This window comes from Rhodopseudomonas rhenobacensis, from assembly GCF_014203125.1.
GTDB classification, from domain to species: Bacteria; Pseudomonadota; Alphaproteobacteria; order Rhizobiales; family Xanthobacteraceae; genus Rhodopseudomonas_A; species Rhodopseudomonas_A rhenobacensis.
Window position 1 is genome coordinate 35,764 of sequence record NZ_JACHIH010000029.1, and the last position, 20,029, is coordinate 55,792.

Consider the following 20,029-nt stretch of genomic DNA (forward strand, 5'->3'; position numbering starts at 1 on the left):
CATGTCGGAGCGCCGTTGTCTGGTGTGGCAAGCCCGCGCCACGGTCGTCGCGGCGGTTGCGGCGTTGGTGATCGGCGCTCCGCCGGTGCGGGCGCAGGAGTCCGGCGCGCTGAAAAAGCGGATGACCGGGCAGTGGGAGCTCTCCACCGCCGAGCGCAGCAAGACCTGCGTGGTCACGCTGAAGGGCGATGCGACGGCGCAGGGTTTCCGGCTCGAGCTGGAGCCGACTTGCGCGGCGGCGCTGCCGTTCACCAAGGACGTCGCCGCCTGGAGCATCAAGGGGCTCGACATCGTGCGGCTGCAGGACGCCACGGGGCAGCCGGTGATCGACCTCACCGAGGTGGAAAGCGGCATTTTCGAAGGGCTGCGCTCCGGCGAAGGCATCTACATCCTGCAGAATCTGATCGCGGCGCGCTCGCTGGCCAAATCGATGGACCAGATGATCGGCGACTGGTCGATGGTGCGCGGCAACGGCCAATCGATCTGCGGCCTGACGCTGACCAACAACGAAGCCACGCCGGACAATTTCCAGGTGTTTTTGAAGCCGCGCTGCGATCCGGCGGTGGCCGGCTTCGCGCCGACGATGTGGCGGCTGGAGCGCGGCGCCTTGTTGCTGATGTCGGTGAAGGGCGAGGTCTGGCGTTTCGAGGCCGACGACAACGCGCAGTGGCGCCGCACCCCAGACACCGTCGATCCGTTGATTTTGCTGCGGCAGTAATCGTCTGGGGCACTTCAAGTCTGTCATTCCGGGCTCGCTCGCAGCTTCGCTGCTCGCGCCCCGGAATGACAGCGAGATAGTTCGACGTCTATCAGCAAGCCTCAAATCAGTTTCAGCCCTTTCAGGCTGGCGTGGCCGTTCTTGCCGACGATGATGTGGTCGTGCACCGCGATGCCGAGCGGCCCCGCGATGTCGATGATCTGTTTGGTCATGGTGATGTCGGATGACGACGGCGTCGGATCGCCCGAGGGGTGGTTGTGCACCATGATGATCGCGGTGGCGGATAATTCCAGCGCGCGCTTGACGATCTCGCGCGGATACACCGGGGTGTGGTCGATGGTGCCGACCTGCTGCAATTCGTCGGCGATCAGCTGATTGCGCTTGTCGAGAAACAGGATGCGGAATTGCTCCTTGTCGGCGAACGCCATCGCGGTGCGGCAATAGTCGATCACGCTCGACCATGACGACAGCACCGCGCGCTGCTTGAGCTCGCCCTTGGCGACGCGGCTCGCCGCCGCGGCGATCAGCTTGATCTCGGTGATCGCGGCTTCGCCGAGCCCGCCGATCTCGCGCAGCCGTGCCTCGGAGGCGTGCACGGTTTCGGCGAACGAGCCGAAGGTGCCGATCAGCGCTTTCGCCAGCGGCTTGACGTCGCGCCGCGGCAGCGCGCGAAACAGCACCAGCTCCATCAGCTCGTAGTCCGACAAGGCGGCGGCGCCGGCGCTGCGGAAGCGCTCGCGCAGCCGCTCGCGATGGCCGTGATAATGCGGCGCCTCGGCGAAAAAGCCCGGCTCGGTGCGGTGGTCGGGGTCGGCGGAATCGGCGGACATGGCGCGACGCTGCGAAGTTGAACGGCGCAAGCTTGCCGCGCCGGCTGAGTTTTGCAACCGGGATTTGTGTTTTGGCCACGGGCGCAGACTTCACCTCTCCCCGCGTGCGGGGAGAGGTCGACCCGGCGTAGCGTGAGCGAAGCCGGGTCGGGTGAGGGGGCGTCGCGACGGATCACGGCCTCATCAACCCCCTCACCCCAACCCTCTCCCCGCAAGCGGGGCGAGGGAGCGCGCTGCCGATGTTGCGAGATTCCGGGTTCGCTCGCAGCTCCGCTGCTCGCGCCCCGGAATGACGGCTCAATTACAGCTCAATCCGCGCTGGGCAGCCGCTTCAGGGTGAATTCGATGCGGTCGCCGGGCAGTTCGCGCCAGCTTTCCACGCCGCTCATATAGGCGGCCTTGGGAAAGCTCGCGAAAAACGCTCGCGCCGCCGCGCGGGCTTCGTCACGCGGCAGCGTCAGGGTCTGGCGCAGAAAACCGTCGGCGGGCGCGCGGCGCCGTGCCATCCGGTCCGCCAGATCGCGCGGGCGATCGGCCATGTCGAGAACTCCATACTGGTGAGCGCCCCTCGGGCCGCTCGCACGACCGGCTCAATATAAGACAGCCCGGGAACGAATCCGAGGGCATCCACTTGAATCCCGGTTCTGTTGCGTTCCTGAGTTTCGGAGGTTGCGTCATGGCCCCGCGCGCCAACTGGAAGGGCTTTTTGCGCCTTTCGCTCGTGACCTGCCCGGTGGCGCTGTACCCGGCGACCTCGGATTCCGAAAAAATCAGCTTCAACCAGATCAACCGCGCCACCGGCAACAGGATCAAATACCTCAAGGTCGACGCCGAGACCGGCGAGGAAGTGACGCCCGACGAGATCATGAAGGGCTACAAGGTCGATAGCGACAGCTACATCGAAGTCACCAAGGATGAGCTCGACTCCATCGCGCTGGAATCCACCCGCACCATCGATATCGACCAGTTCGTGCCGAAGTCGGAGATCGACGAATTGTATCTGGTGCGGCCGTATTTCATCGTGCCGGACGGCAAGGTCGGCCACGACGCCTATGCGGTGATCCGCGAGACCATCCGCTCGCTCGACAAGGTGGCGCTGGCCCGCGTGGTGCTGACCAACCGCGAGCACGTCATCGCGCTGGAGGCCCGCGACAACGGGCTGATGGGCATGCTGCTGCGCTATCCGTACGAGGTGCGCGACGCCGCGGAGTATTTCGACGACATCCAGGACGTCAAGATAACCCGCGACATGCTGGATCTCGCCAAGCACATCGTCGCGCAGAAATCCGGGCATTTTGCGCCCGAGGCGTTCGAGGATCACTACGAGGCGGCGCTCACCGAACTGATCAACCAGAAGCGCAACGGCACGCCTATTGCCGCCAAGGCGCGGCCGAAGGGCGACAATGTGGTCGACCTGATGGAGGCGCTGCGCCGCAGTATCGCGGGCGATGGCAAGGCGAAGGCGGCGGAGGGCGGGCGGTCCGAGGGCCGTGCGGCGGCGCCCGCAGCGGCATCGGCGAAATCATCGGGTGGTCCCGGGGCCAAGCCGCCCAAGGGCAAGAAGCCGCGCAAGGCGGCGGCCGGGCAAAAGGAAATGCTGCTGCCGATCAGCGGCAGCCGCGCCGCCAAGGAGGCCGCGAAGGAGGTTACGAAGGACGACGCCGGCAAGGCCCGCAAGCCGGCCCCGCGCGCGGCGGCCAAGACCCGCAAGGCGGGGTAGTTTGGCGTCGATCGTAGGGTGGGCAAAGCGAAGCGTGCCCACCGTCTGGTGATAGCGACGGTGTCGCAAGCCAGGTGGGCACGGCGCAAGTGCGCCTTTGCCCACCCTACGCGCCGGTGAGAAACGGCTACGCGCCCGTGAGAGCGGCTCTACAGAAAACGCCCCACTACAAACTGTCATTCCGGGGCGCGAGGGCGATAGCCCGAGCGAACCCGGAATCCAGTATCCCAGGGCGGTGATTACTGGATCCCGGGTTCACTCGCAGCTTCGCGGCTCGCGCCCCGGGATGACATTTGGTGTTGGAAGTGCGCTCTAAACCCGCCGCTCACCCGTTGATCGGCGGCTTGTCCAGATTCTTCGGCGACAGCGTGAAGATCTCGGCGCCGGTGGGTGTGACGCCGATCGAATGCTCGAACTGCGCCGACAGCGAGCGGTCGCGGGTCACCGCGGTCCAGCCGTCGGACAGCACCTTCACATAGGGTTTGCCGAGGTTGATCATCGGCTCGATGGTGAAGAACATGCCGGGCTTCAAAGCCACGCCCTGGCCGGGGCTGCCGACGTGGATGATGTTGGGCTCGTCGTGGAACATGCGGCCCAGGCCATGGCCGCAGAAATCCCGCACCACGCCCATGTCGGGCTCGACATAGCTCTGGATCGCATGGCCGATGTCGCCGGTGGTGGCGCCGGGCTTCACCGCGGCGATGCCGCGCAACAGCGATTCGTAGGTCACCTCGATCAGCCGCTCGGCCTTGCGCGAGATCGCACCGACCGGATACATCCGGCTGGAATCGCCGTACCAGCCGTCGACGATATAGGTGACGTCGATATTGACGATGTCGCCCTCTTTCAGCGGCCGGTCGCCGGGCATGCCGTGGCAGACCACATGGTTGATCGAGGTGCAGGTGGAAAAGCGGTAGCCGCGATACATCAGCGTGGCGGGATAGGCGCCGTGGCTGAAGGCGAATTCGCGGACGAAATCGTCGATCCTGGAGGTCGGCACCCCGGGCTTGACGATGTCGACCAGTTCGTCGAGGCAGCGCGCGACCAATTGGCCGGCCTTGCGCATGCCGGCAAAGCCGCTCGGGCCATGCAGCTTGATCTGCCCCGTCTTACGCACGGAGGTCTCGGAGGCGTCGACATAGCTCATCGGTCGGTCTTGCTTCAAAAAGGGTGATTTCAATCTCCAATCTAGTGATCGCAGCGGTTCGCGCAAGCCAAAGCGGCCCGGTCTGGAGTCATGCCAGTCAGGCGCAGACCAACGGTCACGGCGCCATTTCGACCACGGTTTCGACCGGCAGGGCGCCGCCGCGGATGCGGATTTCCCGCACCGGGTAGGGAACCCGGATGCCTTCGCGCTTGAAGGCCTCCCACAGGCTCAGCATGACGTCGCTGCGCACCCCGTCCATGCCGTCCGGATCGGCGATCCAGAAGGTCAGGGAGAATTTCATTCCCGCCTCGGTGAATTCGGTCAACAGGCAATTCGGAGTCTTCTGCTTGATGGCCCGCGGCGCCGCCGCGGCCACGGTGGCGGCCAGTTTGCACACCAGCCGCGGGTCGGCGTCGTAATTGGTGCCGAAATTGACCTTCACCATGGTGTTCTTGTCGGTATAGGTCCAGTTCACCACCTTCTGCGTCACCAGATCCTCGTTGGGGATCAGGAATTCGCGGCCGTCGCCCGCCGACACCGAGATATAGCGGGTGTTCATCGCGCTGATCCGGCCGAAGCTGTCGCCGACGCTGACCAGGTCGCCGGGCTTCACCGACTTGTCGGCGAGCAGGATCACCCCTGAGATGAAATTGGCGACGATCTTCTGCAAGCCGAAACCGATACCGACGCCGGCGGCGCCGGAGAAGATCGCCAGCGCCGAGAGATTAATGCCGACCGCGCTCATCACCACGGTGACGGCGAAGATCATCAGCGCGACCCGCACCAGCTTGATCAACAGCACCTGGATCGACGGGGTGAGGTCGCGCGACTGCGCGATGCGGCCCTCCAAAAACTTGCTGGCGACGTTGGTCAGCCACAGCGCCACCGCCAGCAGCACCGTCAGCTTGATCAGCAACAGCGGCGTCAGCCGCAGCCCGCCGACCACCACCGACACCGAATCCAGCGCCTCGATGGTCTGTTCGAGCTGGCCCAGAATGCTCAGCGCGGCGACGCACCAGGCCGACAGCGACACCAGCCGGACGATGAATTCGTTGCGGATCACGCTGGTGACCAGCCGGATCACCAGCCAGGCCAGCGCCAGCTTGGCGCAGACCGCCAAGAGGTAACTGCGGCTCGGCCAGGTCCAGGCCAGCATGCCGCCGCGCGCCGCCATCATCACCACCGCGAACGCCGCGGTCGAGGCGCTGCCGACCATCACCCGGCCGAGCAGCCGCAGCGGCGCCGGCCATCCCATCGAGATCGTGCTCAAATCGACCCGGGCGCGCACCGCCGCGCCGATCGCAAAGGCGAGGCCGGCGCCGGCCAGAATCAGGCCGAGTTGGAAATAGAACCAGGGCGACGTAATCTCTGCGCCGATCGAGCGGGTCGCGGACAGCAGCATCTCGTAGATTTCGTTGAGGTCGAATTCCATCATCACCAATCTCTGGTCGAATGCGGGTTCCCGCCGTGCCATATCCAATGACGGCAACTTAGGCCAGATTGCCAGCGTCGCGTCGTGGCCATCGATCCGACACCGGATCACGACCAGATCGGCCAAATCGGGTGGAGACGGGCGGTCGCGGACCGCAACAGCGGGTTGGCGGTGAACTATGGCGACGATAAGGATCAGCGCCGCTCGCGCGGCGACTTTGGAGGACCATGGCGTCTCTTGATGCAGTCAGCATAGCCATTCTGCTCGGCGCCTTTCTGGTGATGGTCGGGATCCTGTCCAGCCTGCTGGCGCTGCGGTTCGGCGCGCCGCTGCTGCTGGTGTTCCTGTTCATCGGCATGGCGGCGGGGGAATCCGGGCCGGGCGGGCTGCGGTTCGACGATCTGCAGACCACCTATCTGGTCGGATCGGTGGCGCTGGCGCTGATCCTGTTCGACGGCGGGCTGAAAACAAGGCTGCAAAGCATCCAGACCGTGCTGGCGCCGTCGGTGATGCTGGCGACCGTCGGCGTGCTGTTGACCGCGCTGATCACCGCGCCGGTGGCGCATTACGTGCTCGAGCTGAACTGGGCCGAGGCGCTCTTGATCGGCGCGGTGGTGGCCTCCACCGACGCCGCCGCGGTGTTCTTGCTGGTGCACGCCCAGGGGCTGCGGCTGCGGCCGCGGGTCGGCGCCACGCTGGAGGTGGAATCCGGCACCAACGATCCGTTCGCGGTGTTCCTCACCTTGATGCTGGTGGAGCTGATCACCGTCGGCGAGAGCTCGGCCTGGCATGTCATCGCGCTGTTTCTGCGCGACGCGCTGCTCGGCGCGGTGGTCGGTTTCGTCGGCGGCCGGCTGGTGGTGCTGGCGCTGAACCGCGTCGCCTTGCCGCAGGGGCTGCACGCGCCGTTCGTCGCCACCGCGGCGCTGGTGATCTTCGGCGCGGCGCAAAGCTCGCACGCCTCCGGCTTTCTCGCGGTCTATCTCGCCGGCATCATCATCGGCAACCGGCCGACCCGGGCGCATAATTCGGTGGTGACGTTTCTCGATGCCGCCACCTGGCTGGCGCAGATCGTGATGTTCGTGCTGCTCGGCCTACTGGTGTCGCCGCAGCGGCTGTTGGTCAGCATCGGGCCGGCGATCCTGATCGCGCTGGCGCTGATGCTGGTGGCGCGGCCGGTGGCGGTGTTCCTGTGCCTGGCGCCGTTCCGGTTCAATTGGCGGGAGAAGCTGTTCGTCGCCTGGGTCGGGCTGCGCGGCGCGGTGGCGATCTTCCTGGCCTCGATCCCGATGCTGGTCGGGTTGAACAACGCCTATCTGTATTTCGACATCGCCTTCGTGGTGGTGCTGATTTCGCTGCTGCTGCAGGGCTGGACGCTGGGCTTTGCGGCGCGGAAACTTCACGTCGCGTTGCCACGCGCCGACCGCGGGCCGCGCCGGGTCGAGCTCGATCTGCCGGGCCAGCTCGAGCAGCAGCTGGTCGGCTACGCGGTGCGGCCGAAAAGCCTGTATCTGAAGCGCGGGCTGATCCCGTCCTGGTCGAAGCCGACGCTGGTGATCCGCGACCAGCGGATTCTGTCGCCGGCCGAGGCCGACCCGGTCACGGCAGGCGACTACGTCTATCTGCTGGCGCCGCCGGAAAAGGCCGAGGCGCTGGATCGTTTCTTCGTCGACATGGCGCCCTCGAGCGCGCCGGACCCGCATCTGCTCGGCGATTTCATGGTGGCCGGCGAGGTTACGCTTGGCGACCTCGCCGGAATCTACGGCGTCAACGTCGCGCCCGACGAGGCGGAGCTGACGCTGGCGGACTATTTCGACGTCCATCTCGACCGCGCGCCGAAGCTCGGCGCCACGCTGCCGCTGGACTCCATCGTGCTGGTGGCGCGCAGCCTCGGCGGCGGTCGGGTCAATGTGATCGGGCTGAGACTCCCGGAAGACGAAGAGGCGCCGCGGCCGCCGCCGACCCGCCGTCAGACGCTGAAGCGCAAGCTCAAGGCGATCTGGGCTTCGGTGGCGGGGATTTGACTGAGCCGATGGAGGCGTGCGCCGGACGAAAGCCGCAATGCGCCGCGAGCAGGGCGTCATCCTGAGAGCCTGAGCGAAGCGAGGGCCCGATGTCGGGCACTTCGCTCGCCACGTCATGGCCGCGCTCGTCGCGGCCATCCACGCCCACAAGCAATGCCGTCGATGTTTCCGTGGATGGCCGGGACAAGCCCGGCCATGACGCGGAGAGGGCGATGATGATCGAGGGCGACCGCTGCGTGGAATGCGTTACGACCGCTGCGTGGATGCCTTACGGCGCCGCGACGACGTCGCGGCACGCCGGCGGCAGGTCGGCCAAGGTCAGCGGCGGCTTCGGCTTCGGCGGCGTCACCGGCGGCTTCGGATGCAGCACCGCGTCGCTGAACCAATAGGCCAGATCGCCTGCACGACACGCCTCGCCCTCGGTGACCGGCGGCTGCGATTCGCACTCGGTGCTGCCCGCCGGGCATTTGATGCGGACGTGGAAGTGATAGTCGTGGCCGTACATCGGCCGCACCTTGGACAGCCAGGAGCGGTCGCCCTTGGCCTCGCGGCACAGCGCCTTCTTGATCGCCGCATTGACGAAGATCCGCTCGACCTGCGGCTCCTGCGCGGCGGCGCGGATCACCGGCAGATGGCTCGGCTTCCAGACCCGCGGATCGATGTCGAGCCGGTCCGGCCGCACCATCATCACCGCCGACATCTCCTCGCGCTCGTTGCGCGACAGCATGCGGTTCGGCATCGGTGTCAGCCAGATGTCGGCATCGAGCCCGACCTGATGGCTGGCGTGGCCGGTGATCATCGGCCCGCCGCGCGGCTGCGACATGTCGCCGATCAGAAGCCCGGGCCAGCCGGCGGCCTGCTGGGCCTTGGCCGCGACGCGCTTTAACAGCGCGACCATCGCCGGATGCGCGTAGTAGCGGTTGCGCGACAGCCGCATCACCTGCCAGGCGTCGCCGTTGATCGGCAGCACTTCGCCGCCGGCGAGGCAGCCCTTGGCGTAGAAGCCGATCGGCTGCGCCGGCCGCGCCGCGACCGGCGTCGCCTTGCGGCCGAACAATTCCTTGGCGGCGAGCGACGGATCGTTGGGATTGCCGAGCGGCGGCAGCGGCTTCGGATCGACGCTGCCCTTGTCCTGGGTGTGCGCGGCAGTCGCCGCGAAAGCAGCGACCGCCAGCGTCACGAGCAGGGGAATCAGCCGGATGATCATTGCCCGGACTATAGCGCAACTCGGCGCGCCGCGCGCCGCCCAGTCGCGGCCCGTGATCGCGCGTACACCGGGGATAACCGTCGGGCCGTTAACGCATCAGCAACCTTGTCGGCGATTGCCGCAAATTCGTGCGGTCGCTGCTGCGATCAGCGCCGGCATGTCGGGCAACCGACCAAACTCAACTCACAATTGCGGATTTGGCGGGGTCCGCCAGCAGCAAATCTCTCCTTGGTTGTAGTTGGATCGCCGAGGGAACAGGCAGCGGCGCCCGGCCGGGGCGCCGGCCGCGCGGTGGCGGGCTCCCGACAGTTGCCAGTGATACAGTTTTTTCAGACACTTAGGCGAGAACAAGGCGTTAGCGTGCGAGTGGGGCGACAATGCCGACAATCCGGCCAAAGAAAAAACAGCTGCAGCAAGCCGCGCGCCGTAGCGCGCGGTCGCGCGACGCGGTCAAGCCGGTGCCGAAACCGGCGGCGAAGGATCGGCGGGTCGCCGTCGAAATCGGCGAAGTGGTGCGCAAGCGCGCCGCCGCGGACGCCGCGATCGCAGAGGCCCGAAAATCCCACGCGCGGCTGCGCGAGGCGATCGACATCCTGCCGCAAGGCATCGTGTTTCTCGACGCCGAAGGCCGCTACATCCTCTGGAACAAGAAATACGCTGAGATCTACAACCGCACCGCCGATCTGTTTCGGCCCGGCGCCCGGATGGCCGACACGCTGCGCATCGGCGTGGCGCGCGGCGACTACCCGGAGGCGCTCGGTCGTGAAGAGGAGTGGATGGCCGAGCGGATGGCCAAGCTGTTCCAGCCCGGCGAGAGCCACGAGCAGCTGATCTCCGACGGCCGCTGCATCCAGATCGAAGAGCGGATGACCGCCGACGGCGGCATCATCGGCCTGCGCATCGACATCACCGAGCTGAAGCAGCGCGAGGCCTCGTTCCGGCTGCTGTTCGACAGCAATCCGGTGCCGATGATCGTCTGCGCGCTCGAGGACGAGCGCATTCTCGGCGTCAACGACGCCGCGATCGAACATTACGGCTATTCCGCCGCCGAGTTCAGCACCCTGACCATCCGCAATCTGCAGGCCTTCGAAGCCGAGCGGCCGTGGGCCGGCGACCAGGACACCGACGAGCGCGCCGCGCGGACCTGGAAGCACGTCAAGGCCGACGGCTCGCTGATCGATCTGGCGGTGTATTCCCGGCAGCTTGTGTATGGCGGCGAGCCCGCGGTGCTGCTGGCGCTGATGGACATCACCGAGCGCAAGCGCGCCGAAATGCGGCTGGCCTTCATGGCGCAGCACGACGGCCTGACCGGGCTGCCGAACCGCAACTCGCTGCGCAAGCGGCTCGACGAGATGCTGGTGCACACCCGCCGCGGCACCGAAAAGGTCGCGGTGCACTTCCTCGGCATCGACAATTTCAAGGGCGTCAACGACAGCCTCGGCCATGCGGTCGGCGACAAGCTGCTGCGCGGCATCGCGCGGCGGCTGCGCTCGACATTGCGCGAAGAGGACGTGATCGGCCGGCTGAATTCCGACGAATTCGCCATCCTGCAAAGCGGCGTCACCCGCCCCGAGGACGTCGTGCTGCTGGCGAAGCGGCTGCTGAATGCGGTCGGCGAGCCGTTCCTGCTCGACGGCAATTCGGTGGTGATCGGCGCCTCGATCGGCATCGCGATGGCGCCCGGCGACGGCGACGGGTCGGAGAAGCTCTTGATGAGCGCCGACATGGCGCTGGCGCGCGCCAAGAGCGAGACCCGCGGCACCTTCAGCTTCTTCGAGCCCGGGATGGACGCCCGCGCCCAGACCCGCCGCAAGATCGAGATCGAGCTGCGCGGCGCGATCCAGAACGAGGTGCTGCGGCCGCATTATCAGCCGCTGATCGGGCTCTCCAACGGGCGGATCACCGGCTGCGAGGCCTTGGTGCGCTGGCCGCATCCGGAGCGCGGCATGGTGTCGCCGGCGGATTTCATCCCGGTGGCGGAAGACACCGGGCTGATCAACGCGCTCGGCGCCCAGGTGCTGAAACGCGCTTGCCAGGACGCCGCGGCCTGGCCGGACGACGTCCGCGTCGCGGTCAATCTGTCGCCGCTGCAATTCCGCGCCGGCAATCTGTTGTCGGTGGTGATGGATGTTCTGAAGCAGACCGGGCTGCCGCCGAAGCGGCTTGAACTGGAAATTACCGAGACGCTGCTGTTGGAAAAGAGCAGCCAGGTGATCGCCACCTTGCACGCGCTGCGCGCGCTCGGCGTGCGGATCTCGATGGACGATTTCGGCACCGGCTATTCGAGCCTGAGCTATCTGCGCAGCTTTCCGTTCGACAAGATCAAGATCGATCAGTCGTTCGTCCGCGGATTGTGCTCGAACCGCGAATTGCAGGCGATCGTGCGTTCGATCATCAGCCTCGGCATGGGGCTCGGCGTCACCATCACCGCCGAGGGCGTCGAGACCGAAACCGAGCTGAGCTGGCTGCGCGCCGAGGGCTGTCACGAGGCGCAGGGCTTCCTGTTCAGCGCGGCGCGGCCGAACCCGGAAATCATCGACCTGCTCAGCGTGCAGAGCGGCGCCGGCAAGACCGGCGGCAGCGCGGTTCAGGTGGCGTGAGGCGGGCGTGGTTGCGGCTGGTGACGCGCTCAGCGCGCCAGGCCGAGCACCACCAGCAGCGCGCGGTCGAGGTGCTCGGCGGTGTCGGCGTCGACGTGGCCAATGACGCCCCGAATCCGGTCGCGGCGTAACGCCACCATCTTGTCGGTCATGATCTGCGAGGTGAGCCGCAGTCCGTTGTCGGGTGTCACCTCGATAATCGGTCGGAGTGGCAGCTGGTCTTGAAGGTCCGACGTTAAAGGGCAAATGAAGATGGTCGACAGGTCGTCGTTGAACGCGTCAGCCTGAACGACGATTCCGGGGCGCGGCCGACCGAGGTCGCTGGGTCCGACCATCAGCACCACGTCGCCGCGTCTCACTTCCAGGCGTCCCAATCATAGACCTGCTCGATCCAGTCATCGATCGCGTCGTTTTCGGGATGCTGCGCCATCAGCTTGGCCTGCCGTCGCAGATCCGCCAGCACCTTGGGGTCGCGCAGATCCGGCACCCAATGCTGCACCGGCCGCAGCCCCTGCGCGCGCAGCCGCCGCCGCCGCGTCGCGATGCGCTCGCGCGGGGTTTTGGCCGGGGGCTTCTTCGGGGTCGTGGGCATGGGGGAAACTAACATATTGCGATATGACGTCAAAGTGCGGCGCTGCCTGGGGCGCGTCCCCGGCAAGCCCCGAACTGATCGCGCATCGACCAACCAACGCGGCCCCGTCACTTCGCTGTTGCAGCCGGAGCGTCACTTGGGCACGGACATCGGCGCGGCAACTTCACCCGGCGTCAATCAATTTCCGGCCATGTTCGTCGAACTCCCAACGAGGTGAACCTCCATGGCCTTGCTACGCAAGTTCGTCGTCGCGCTGGTCGGCGTTGCCGCGGCGTTGGTCGTCGCTCCGGTCGGCGCGGCGCCGATCCCGATCGGGCCGGCGGGCGATGCGTTTTACATGCCGCCAAAACCTCTGCCGCCGGGGCAACGCGGCGCGGTGATCTGGGTCCGCCCGCTCGAGGGCACCATGGCGCTGCCGAGCGCCGCCACCAACAGCCTGGTTCTGTACCTGTCGACCGGCGCCGCCGGCGGCAGCGTGGCGGTGTCGGGCACGCTGTCGATTCCGCCGGGCGAGCCGCCGCGCGGCGGCTGGCCGGTGATCGTCTGGACCCACGGCACCACCGGGCTGGCGCCGATCTGCGCGCCCTCGCGCGACACCGACAGCGGACCGGAACACGGCTACATTGCGGTGATCCGCACGCTGCTCGACGGCTTCGTGAAGAACGGCTACGCCGTCGTCGCCACCGACTATGAAGGCCTCGGCGTGCCCGGCGACCAGCCGTTCCTGCAGGGCGTGCCGACCGGCCGCAACGCGCTCGACCTGCTGCGCGCCGGGCGCGCCATCGAGCCGAAGCTCGGCCGCGACTACGCGGTGGTCGGCCATTCGCAGGGCGGTCAGGTCGATCTGTTCGCGGCGGCGCTGGGGCCGTCCTACGTTCCCGAATTCAAGCTGCGCGGCAACGTGGCGTTTGCGCCGGGCTCGCAGATCATGGACCGGCTGAAGCTGGTGATGACCTCGGGCAACAACGAGCTGTCGCTGCCCTATGTGCTCTACACGCTGCAATCCTACGCCCGCAGCAATCCGAACATCGACCTTACGCGGATCCTGACGCCGACCGCGCTGTCGCATCTGCCGGATCTGATGCAGGGCTGCATGACCGCGGCACTGACCACCGGCTACTGGTCGACCGCGATCGCCAAGGATCAATTCGTCGCCAAACCGGAGCTGCGTGCGTTCCGGACCATGGCGCGGCGGAACGAGCCGGGCCTGTTGCGCATCAAGGCGCCGACCATGATCGTGCAGGGCCGGGACGACGTCACGGTGATGCCGCAGGCCACCGACGACGCGGCGCGGCAATTGTGCGCGCGCGGCAATCAGCTCGACTACCTCGCCGTGCCGGGCGCCGACCATGACGGCTCGATGAGCAAGGGCGGCGCCGACGCGCTCGCCTTCATCAACGCGCGTTTCCGCGGCGTCACCGCCGCCAGCAATTGCAAGGCGCTGCCGAAGGCCGCAACGAAGTAAGGCGCTCCTAGGGTCGCGCGGCGGCGGCGGCTGGCGGCGCCACCGATGCATCGGGCCGTGCGGCTTTCACGGTGACGCTCTCCTCGGTGTCGAAGAAGGTGCGGGCGACCGCGGCGAAGCCGGCCGGTGCCTCGTACATCAGATGATGGGTGCCGCCCTTGAATTGCACCAGCCAGGCGCCGGGAATCGCCGCGGCCAGCGTCTTCGAACTGTCGTCGCCGACCACATCGTCGGCGGTGCCGACCACCAGCATCACCTGGTTGCGGATCGCGGGCAACTGCTGCAGCGGGGTCTTCCAATGCGTGGTGGCCTCGACCTGCCGCGCCACGATCGGATCGGCCGGCACCCGGCCGTGCAGCGCCTTGGCGACGTTGCTGCCGTCGGTCGAGGTGGCGTGGATCAGCGCCTTGTTGAAGCGCTCCGGATATTGCAGCAGCAATTGTTGGGTGATCGTCGAGCCCATCGAATAGCCCAGCACATGGCTCTGCTTGACGCCGAGCGCATCGAGCAGGCCGATCACGTCGGCGGCGAACAGCGGATAGCTGAACGCGGTGGCATTGGCGCTGGAGTGGCCCATGCCGCGATTGTCCGGCAGGATCAGCTGATAGCGTTGCGCCAGCGCGTCGATGATCTGCGGCTGCCAATTCTCCGCGGTGCCGCCGAGCCCCATGATCAGCACCATCGGCGCGCCCGAGCCGATCAGCTTGTAGCCGATCGAGATGCCATTGGCGTCGACCTGATAGATCGCGTTGCCCCGCGCATCCTGCCCGATCGGCTTACCGGCGGGTGCGATCGGCTCGGCTGTGGCGGCAGAGAACGCTGACGCAGTCAGAAACAGCGTCGCAATCCAGACGGCAGCGGCTTTTTTCATCTCGGATCTCAACTGATTGGCTTTGACTGATGATCGATCACCAGCATGCAGTTGTCGATCCGCCTATCGGCTACTGCTACTTGCTATTCCGGACGGATGGGCCGCAGGCTTGTTGCCGCCATCCTTCGAGACACCGCGCGAAGACGCGCGGTTCCTCAGAGTTTGTGAATCTAATCGAATTTCAGCGTCTTTGCGGCAGCTAAGTGCTTGATTTGACTCAACTCGAAAAACGCAAAATCTAATAGATTCACAGGCTCTCAGGATGACGGCGAAACGGTGCGGCGCTTGGTCAATGAAATTCGTAGCCCGAATGAGCAAAGCGATATTCGGGACGGTACTGCGATATGAGAATCCCGGATGTCGCTATGCTCATCCCGGCGATTTCTTGCTTGCTCAAGCGGCACTCGACAACAATTCGGCCGACAATTGCGCCCTGGCGTCCAGCAGTTCGATTCCGACGATGCGGCCCTCGGCGTCGTAGTCGAAGATGACGTTCGGCGCGACCTCGGCACTTTCAAGCACGGGGCCGCTGGACAACCGGATATAGGCGGCGTTGTCCTCGGCCTGATATTTGACGATCGGACTCATGTCGGGGCTCGTGCATCTCGATCGAAGAATACCGTCAAGATACGCACTTCATCGGCATTTTCCAAGCATGCCACGCGGAGAATACGGCCACCGAACTCGGGAATCGCGCGAAATCGGCGTTCGACACCCGGCCTGCTCGGATCGGGGTGGGACCATGTCGGCTCCCAAACGGTCTTCTCAATCCAGTCTAGATCGAGCGTTCGCTCAAGGACAGCGTCGCGGGCGTGCTTGGTGAAGGTCAAAGGTTTGCGCGCGACCAATGTGACCTCCGCAAAGCGTCCGGCGTCAGTTCGTCCTCAACTATCCACCTTCAGCGCCGCAATGAACGCCTCCTGCGGGATGTCGACCTTGCCGAACTGCCGCATCTTCTTCTTGCCTTCCTTCTGCTTCTCCAGAAGTTTGCGCTTTCTCGTGATGTCGCCGCCGTAGCATTTGGCGGTGACGTCCTTGCGCAGCGCGCGGACGGTTTCGCGGGCGATGATCTTGCCGCCGATCGCCGCCTGGATCGGAATCACGAACATGTGCGGCGGGATCAGTTCCTTCATCTTCTCGACCATGGCGCGGCCGCGGCCTTCGGCGCGGGTCCGGTGCACCAGCATCGACAGCGCGTCGACCGGCTCGGCATTGACCAGGATCTGCATCTTGACGAGATCGGCCGGCTTGTAGTCGGTGAGGTGATAGTCGAACGAGGCGTAGCCCTTCGACACGCTCTTCAAGCGGTCGTAAAAATCGAACACCACTTCGTTGAGCGGCAGGTCGTATTTCACCATGGCGCGGGAGCCGACGTAGGTGAGTTCCTTCTGGTTACCACGGCGGTCCTGGCACAGCTTCAAAACCGAGCCGAGATATTCGTCGGGCGTGAGGATGGTGGCTTCGATCCACGGCTCCTGGATCTCGGCGATCTTCACCACGTCCGGCATGTCGATCGGGTTGTGGATCTCGAGCTCGGTGCCGTCGGTGAGGTGCATCTTGTAGATCACGCTTGGCGCGGTCGCGATCAGGTTGAGGTCGAACTCGCGGCTCAAGCGCTCCTGGATGATCTCCAGATGCAGCAAGCCTAAGAAGCCGCAGCGGAAGCCGAAGCCGAGCGCGGCGGAGGTTTCCATTTCGAAGGAGAAGCTGGCGTCGTTGAGCCGCAGCTTGCCCATCGCGGCGCGCAGGGTTTCGAAGTCGTCGGCGTCGACCGGGAACAGGCCGCAGAACACCACCGGCACGGCGGGCTTGAAGCCCGGCAGCATGTCGGTGATCGGCTTTCTGTCGTCGGTGATGGTGTCGCCGACGCGGGTGTCGGCGACTTCCTTGATGCCGGCGGTGATGAAGCCGATCTCGCCGGGGCCGAGTTCGTCGACTTGCGTCATCTTCGGGGTGAAGAAGCCGACCCGCTCCAGATCATAGGCGGCATTGGTGCCCATCATCCGGATCCGCTGGCCCTTCTTCATCACGCCGTCGACGACGCGGACCAGCACCACCACGCCGAGATAGACGTCGTACCAGCTGTCGACCAAGAGCGCCTTCAGCGGCGCGTCATGGTCGCCTTGCGGCGGCGGCAGCCGGTGCACGATGGCTTCCAGCACCAGGTCGATGCCGAGCCCGGTTTTCGCCGAAATCATCACCGCGTCGGAGGCGTCGATGCCGATCACGTCCTCGATCTGCTGGCGCACCTGTTCGGGTTCCGCGGCCGGCAGGTCGACCTTGTTCAGCACCGGGACGATCTCGTGGCCGGCGTCAAGCGCGTGATAGACGTTGGCGAGCGTCTGCGCCTCGACGCCTTGGCTGGCGTCGACCACCAAGAGCGAGCCCTCGCAGGCCGCCAGCGAGCGGGACACCTCATAGGCGAAGTCGACGTGGCCGGGGGTGTCCATCAGGTTGAAGATGTAGTCGCGGCCGTCCTTCGCGTGATAGTTCAGCCGGACGGTCTGCGCCTTGATGGTGATGCCGCGCTCGCGCTCGATATCCATCGAATCGAGCACCTGCTCCTTCATCTCGCGCGCCTGCAGCCCGCCGGTGGTCTGGATCAGCCGGTCGGCCAGCGTCGACTTGCCATGGTCGATATGGGCGACGATGGAGAAGTTGCGGATGTTCGAAATCGGGACAGTTGTCATGGGCGCGGGATAGCATTCGGGCCCTGAAGCGGCAAGACAATCGGAGCCGCCGCGGCCCCGGGGAGGCCCGGAAACGGCGGCGCTTGACGGCCGAACCTCAACGATATCATCTCCGCCGGCTCTCCCGCCGAAAGTTCAGTGTGACAATGAGCCCGATGTTCTCCCGCTTCCTGGTCGCGCCGTTCGGGCGCTGGATCGACGCGCTGCTTGATTCGCGCCGGCAAAACCGCGCGGTGATCTGGACGCTCGCCGCCTATGCGGCGATCTGGACCGGCTACCGGGCGCTGGCCACGATGCCGCGCGACCTGCATGCCGACGTCACCGAGCTGTATGGCTGGTCGCGCGACCTGGCGTTTGGTTTCGACAAGCATCCGCCGTTCAGCGCCGCGGTGGCGAAGGCGTGGCTGTCGGTGTTTCCGGCCACCGACCTCAGCTTTCACCTGCTGGCGACGGTCAATATTGCTCTGACGCTGTACATCGCGTTCCGCACCATGCGGCGCTATCTGCCCGCGGAAAAGACCGTGTTCGGGCTGGCGCTGTTGATGCTGATCCCGTTCTTCAATTTCATCGCGCTGAAATACAACGCCAACGCCGTGCTGCTGCCGCTGTGGGCTATGACCATCCATTGTTTCCTGCGCGCCAATGAGCGGCGCAACGCGCTGTGGGCGGCGCTGGCGGGACTGGCCGCCGGCTTGTCGATGCTCGGCAAATACTGGTCGGTCGTGCTGGTGGCGGGGCTTGGGCTGGCCGCGCTGATCGATTCCCGCCGGGTGTCGTTCTTCCGCTCCAAAGCGCCGTGGATCATGGCCGGCGTCGGGCTCGTGGTGATCGCCCCGCATCTGGCCTGGCTGGTGCAGCATCACTTCCCGACGTTTGCTTATGCGGCGGCGCATAGCGCGCCGAGCTTCTCGGATAACCTCGCGGCGACCGCCGGCTATCTCGCCGGCTGCGTCGGCTATGTCGCAGTGCCGCTGATCGCCGCGATCCTGCTGCTGCGGCCTTCGACGCCAGCTTTGCTTGATGTCATCGCGCCAAAAGATCCCAGCCGCCGGCTGCTCCTGGTGATCCAGCTGTTGCTGATCGTGGTGCCGGCGCCTTTTGCATTGCTGATGGGGCTGCGCATCGTGCCGCTGTGGACCATGCCGGCCTGGACGCTGCTGCCGATCGTGGTGCTGGGCTCGCCCTTGATCGCGGTCGGGCGGCTGGCGCTGGAGCGGCTGGTCGCCGGCACCGTGATCGGTACGCTGGCGATGCTGGCGCTGGCGCCGGTGGTGGCGCTCTCGATCCATCTCAACAGCCCGCCGGGCTCGTTCGAATACGCCTCGCTGCTGGCCGAGAAGATCGAGCAGCAGTGGCGGCAACGCACCGCGCTGCCGATCCCGCTGGTGGCGGGCACCACCGTGCTGCCGGCCAACACCGCGTACTATCTGCAGACCCGCGCCCGGTCGTTCGAAAACGCCGATGTCGCGACGTTGAAGGCCGCGGCGCAGGCCCACGGCGCCGTGCTGGTGTGCCCGGCGGAGGACGCCGGCTGCCTCGCGGTCGCCGAGCAGATCGTCGCGGGGCAGAGCGAGATTTCGCGCAGCGAGGTGCGGCTGTCGCGGCCGCTGTTCGGCTTTGCCGGCGGCACCGTGCGCGACGTGTTCATGATGGTGTGGCCGCCGGTCCCGCCGCCGGCGCTGCCGGTCGGGGGGAATTAGGCGGGATCGAACCTCGGTGGATGGGATCCAGCCAAAACAGAGTTGTCATTCCGGGGCGAGAGGCCGAAGGCCGAGCGAACCCGGAATCCAGTATTCCAGGGCGGTGAGTACTGGGTCCCGGGTTCACTCGCAGCTTCGCTGCTCGTGCCCCGGGATGACGGTTTTTGATGTGGGGCGCGCATTGCGCCCAGGCAGAAGGCGATGATTAAATTGGGCGGAAGCGCCGAGCCTAGTCTTCTTCGCCGAACTTGCTGGCGAGCAGGCCGGCCAGCGCGTTGACCGCCTCTTTGGCCTGCGGGCCGACCGCCGACACCGTGACGCTGGTGCCGATCCCGGCCGACAGCATCATCAGCCCCATGATCGAGGTGCCGCCGACGGTCTCGCCGTTGCGGGTGACCCAGACCTCGGCGTTGAAGCGCTCGACCATCTGGACGAATTTCGCCGAGGCTCGCGCGTGCAGGCCGCGCTTGTTGACGATCGGAATTTCGATCGACACCGGCTCGTTGGAGGCGCCCGGGGCCGGATTCGCCGCGCCGGTCGATGGAGCGTTGTCGGCGTCTGCGGTCATTTGCCGGCGAGGACGCGGCTGGCGATGGTGACGTATTTGCGGCCGGCTTCCTGGGCCAGCGCGATGGCGTCCGGCAACGGTCGCTCTTCGCGGACCTTGGCGAGCTTGACCAGCATCGGCAGATTGATCCCGGCCAGCACCTCGACCTTGGGGCGGCTCATGCAGGAAATCGCCAGGTTGGACGGGGTGCCGCCGAACATATCGGTCAGAATCGCAACGCCGTCGCCACTATCGACGCGATTCACCGCCTCGATAATGTCGCTTCGACACAGATCGGCGTCGTCTTCGGCGCCGATCGTGACGGCTTCAATTTGCTTTTGTGGCCCCATCACGTGTTCCAGCGCCGCCTTGAACTCGTCGGCAAGGCGCCCATGGGTCACAAGTACCAGACCAATCATCGGAAACTCCTCGCGGGTGCCTTTGGCGCACCGCGCGAACGGGTCACTTTGACCATCCAGAGCCCCC

The 20,029-nt window shown here is 66.0% G+C and carries 19 protein-coding genes; 6 read left to right on the forward strand and 13 right to left on the reverse strand.

The features are described 5' to 3' along the window. Position 1 precedes the first annotated feature (1 nt). Positions 2 to 718, forward strand: coding sequence for an AprI/Inh family metalloprotease inhibitor (locus HNR60_RS18805; protein WP_184260620.1), 717 nt, complete (start codon positions 2 to 4; stop codon positions 716 to 718). A 101-nt stretch (positions 719 to 819) separates the two neighbouring features. Here HNR60_RS18805 and radC read toward each other — a convergent pair whose 3' ends face one another. Further along, on the reverse strand, positions 820 to 1,548 hold the full coding sequence (gene radC / locus HNR60_RS18810) for a RadC family protein (RefSeq protein ID WP_184260623.1): 729 nt from the start codon (positions 1,546 to 1,548) through the stop codon (positions 820 to 822). Positions 1,549 to 1,856: 308 nt separating this feature from the next. Beyond that, positions 1,857 to 2,087, reverse strand: coding sequence for a hypothetical protein (locus HNR60_RS18815; protein WP_184260627.1), 231 nt, complete (start codon positions 2,085 to 2,087; stop codon positions 1,857 to 1,859). A 137-nt stretch (positions 2,088 to 2,224) separates the two neighbouring features. Here HNR60_RS18815 and ku point away from each other — a divergent pair, with 137 nt between their 5' ends. Further along, complete coding sequence (gene ku / locus HNR60_RS18820; RefSeq protein ID WP_184260642.1) at positions 2,225 to 3,268, forward strand: non-homologous end joining protein Ku; 1,044 nt, start codon at positions 2,225 to 2,227, stop codon at positions 3,266 to 3,268. Positions 3,269 to 3,593: 325 nt separating this feature from the next. Here ku and map read toward each other — a convergent pair whose 3' ends face one another. Together map and HNR60_RS18830 are read right to left on the reverse strand one after the other, a co-directional pair. Beyond that, the gene (gene map, locus HNR60_RS18825) at positions 3,594 to 4,415 is read right to left on the reverse strand and encodes a type I methionyl aminopeptidase (RefSeq protein ID WP_184260645.1); all 822 of its coding nucleotides are present in this window, start codon (positions 4,413 to 4,415) and stop codon (positions 3,594 to 3,596) included. 115 nt (positions 4,416 to 4,530) lie between these two features. Further along, positions 4,531 to 5,847 carry a mechanosensitive ion channel family protein gene (locus HNR60_RS18830; protein WP_184260720.1) on the reverse strand — a complete coding sequence of 439 codons (1,317 nt, stop codon included), beginning with the start codon at positions 5,845 to 5,847 and terminating at the stop codon, positions 4,531 to 4,533. Between the two features lie 227 nt (positions 5,848 to 6,074). Here HNR60_RS18830 and HNR60_RS18835 point away from each other — a divergent pair, with 227 nt between their 5' ends. Then, positions 6,075 to 7,871, forward strand: a complete 1,797-nt coding sequence (locus HNR60_RS18835) for a potassium/proton antiporter (protein WP_184260647.1) — start codon at positions 6,075 to 6,077, stop codon at positions 7,869 to 7,871. 268 nt (positions 7,872 to 8,139) lie between these two features. Here the strand turns inward: HNR60_RS18835 and mepA are convergent, their stop codons facing one another. Then, on the reverse strand, positions 8,140 to 9,078 hold the full coding sequence (mepA, locus tag HNR60_RS18840; protein WP_184260650.1) for a penicillin-insensitive murein endopeptidase: 939 nt from the start codon (positions 9,076 to 9,078) through the stop codon (positions 8,140 to 8,142). A gap of 377 nt (positions 9,079 to 9,455) precedes the next feature. Between mepA and HNR60_RS18845 the strand changes: the two genes are divergently transcribed. Beyond that, entirely contained in the window at positions 9,456 to 11,678 is a 2,223-nt protein-coding gene (locus tag HNR60_RS18845) for a putative bifunctional diguanylate cyclase/phosphodiesterase (protein WP_184260654.1), read from the forward strand. Positions 11,679 to 11,707: 29 nt separating this feature from the next. Here HNR60_RS18845 and HNR60_RS18850 read toward each other — a convergent pair whose 3' ends face one another. Further along, on the reverse strand, positions 11,708 to 12,052 hold the full coding sequence (locus tag HNR60_RS18850) for a type II toxin-antitoxin system PemK/MazF family toxin (protein ID WP_184260658.1): 345 nt from the start codon (positions 12,050 to 12,052) through the stop codon (positions 11,708 to 11,710). Then, on the reverse strand, positions 12,034 to 12,270 hold the full coding sequence (locus HNR60_RS18855) for an antitoxin MazE family protein (RefSeq protein ID WP_184260661.1): 237 nt from the start codon (positions 12,268 to 12,270) through the stop codon (positions 12,034 to 12,036). The genes HNR60_RS18850 and HNR60_RS18855 overlap by 19 nt, the downstream gene beginning before the upstream one ends. 223 nt (positions 12,271 to 12,493) lie before the next feature. Between HNR60_RS18855 and HNR60_RS18860 the strand changes: the two genes are divergently transcribed. Further along, positions 12,494 to 13,735: an alpha/beta hydrolase family protein gene (locus tag HNR60_RS18860; protein ID WP_184260664.1), complete on the forward strand. Its 1,242-nt coding sequence runs from the start codon at positions 12,494 to 12,496 to the stop codon at positions 13,733 to 13,735. A 7-nt stretch (positions 13,736 to 13,742) separates the two neighbouring features. On the opposite strand, the gene HNR60_RS18865 is transcribed toward HNR60_RS18860, so the two are convergent. From HNR60_RS18865 to lepA, 4 genes are all read right to left on the reverse strand, one after another. Then, complete coding sequence (locus HNR60_RS18865; RefSeq protein ID WP_184260667.1) at positions 13,743 to 14,606, reverse strand: alpha/beta fold hydrolase; 864 nt, start codon at positions 14,604 to 14,606, stop codon at positions 13,743 to 13,745. 393 nt (positions 14,607 to 14,999) lie between these two features. Beyond that, positions 15,000 to 15,194: a DUF2283 domain-containing protein gene (locus tag HNR60_RS18870; protein ID WP_184260669.1), complete on the reverse strand. Its 195-nt coding sequence runs from the start codon at positions 15,192 to 15,194 to the stop codon at positions 15,000 to 15,002. Further along, positions 15,191 to 15,454, reverse strand: coding sequence for a DUF4258 domain-containing protein (locus HNR60_RS24505; RefSeq protein ID WP_184260672.1), 264 nt, complete (start codon positions 15,452 to 15,454; stop codon positions 15,191 to 15,193). The genes HNR60_RS18870 and HNR60_RS24505 overlap by 4 nt, the downstream gene beginning before the upstream one ends. Positions 15,455 to 15,490: 36 nt before the next feature. Then, the gene (gene lepA, locus HNR60_RS18880) at positions 15,491 to 17,296 is read right to left on the reverse strand and encodes a translation elongation factor 4 (protein ID WP_184260674.1); all 1,806 of its coding nucleotides are present in this window, start codon (positions 17,294 to 17,296) and stop codon (positions 15,491 to 15,493) included. Positions 17,297 to 17,451: 155 nt separating this feature from the next. Between lepA and HNR60_RS18885 the strand changes: the two genes are divergently transcribed. After that, a complete protein-coding gene (locus HNR60_RS18885) occupies positions 17,452 to 18,996 on the forward strand; it encodes a glycosyltransferase family 39 protein (protein ID WP_184260723.1) in 1,545 nt (514 codons plus the stop codon). Positions 18,997 to 19,225: 229 nt separating this feature from the next. Here the strand turns inward: HNR60_RS18885 and HNR60_RS18890 are convergent, their stop codons facing one another. Beyond that, complete coding sequence (locus HNR60_RS18890) at positions 19,226 to 19,564, reverse strand: HPr family phosphocarrier protein (RefSeq protein WP_184260677.1); 339 nt, start codon at positions 19,562 to 19,564, stop codon at positions 19,226 to 19,228. Further along, positions 19,561 to 19,962: a PTS sugar transporter subunit IIA gene (locus HNR60_RS18895; RefSeq protein ID WP_011471077.1), complete on the reverse strand. Its 402-nt coding sequence runs from the start codon at positions 19,960 to 19,962 to the stop codon at positions 19,561 to 19,563. The genes HNR60_RS18890 and HNR60_RS18895 overlap by 4 nt, the downstream gene beginning before the upstream one ends. Positions 19,963 to 20,029 lie beyond the last annotated feature (67 nt).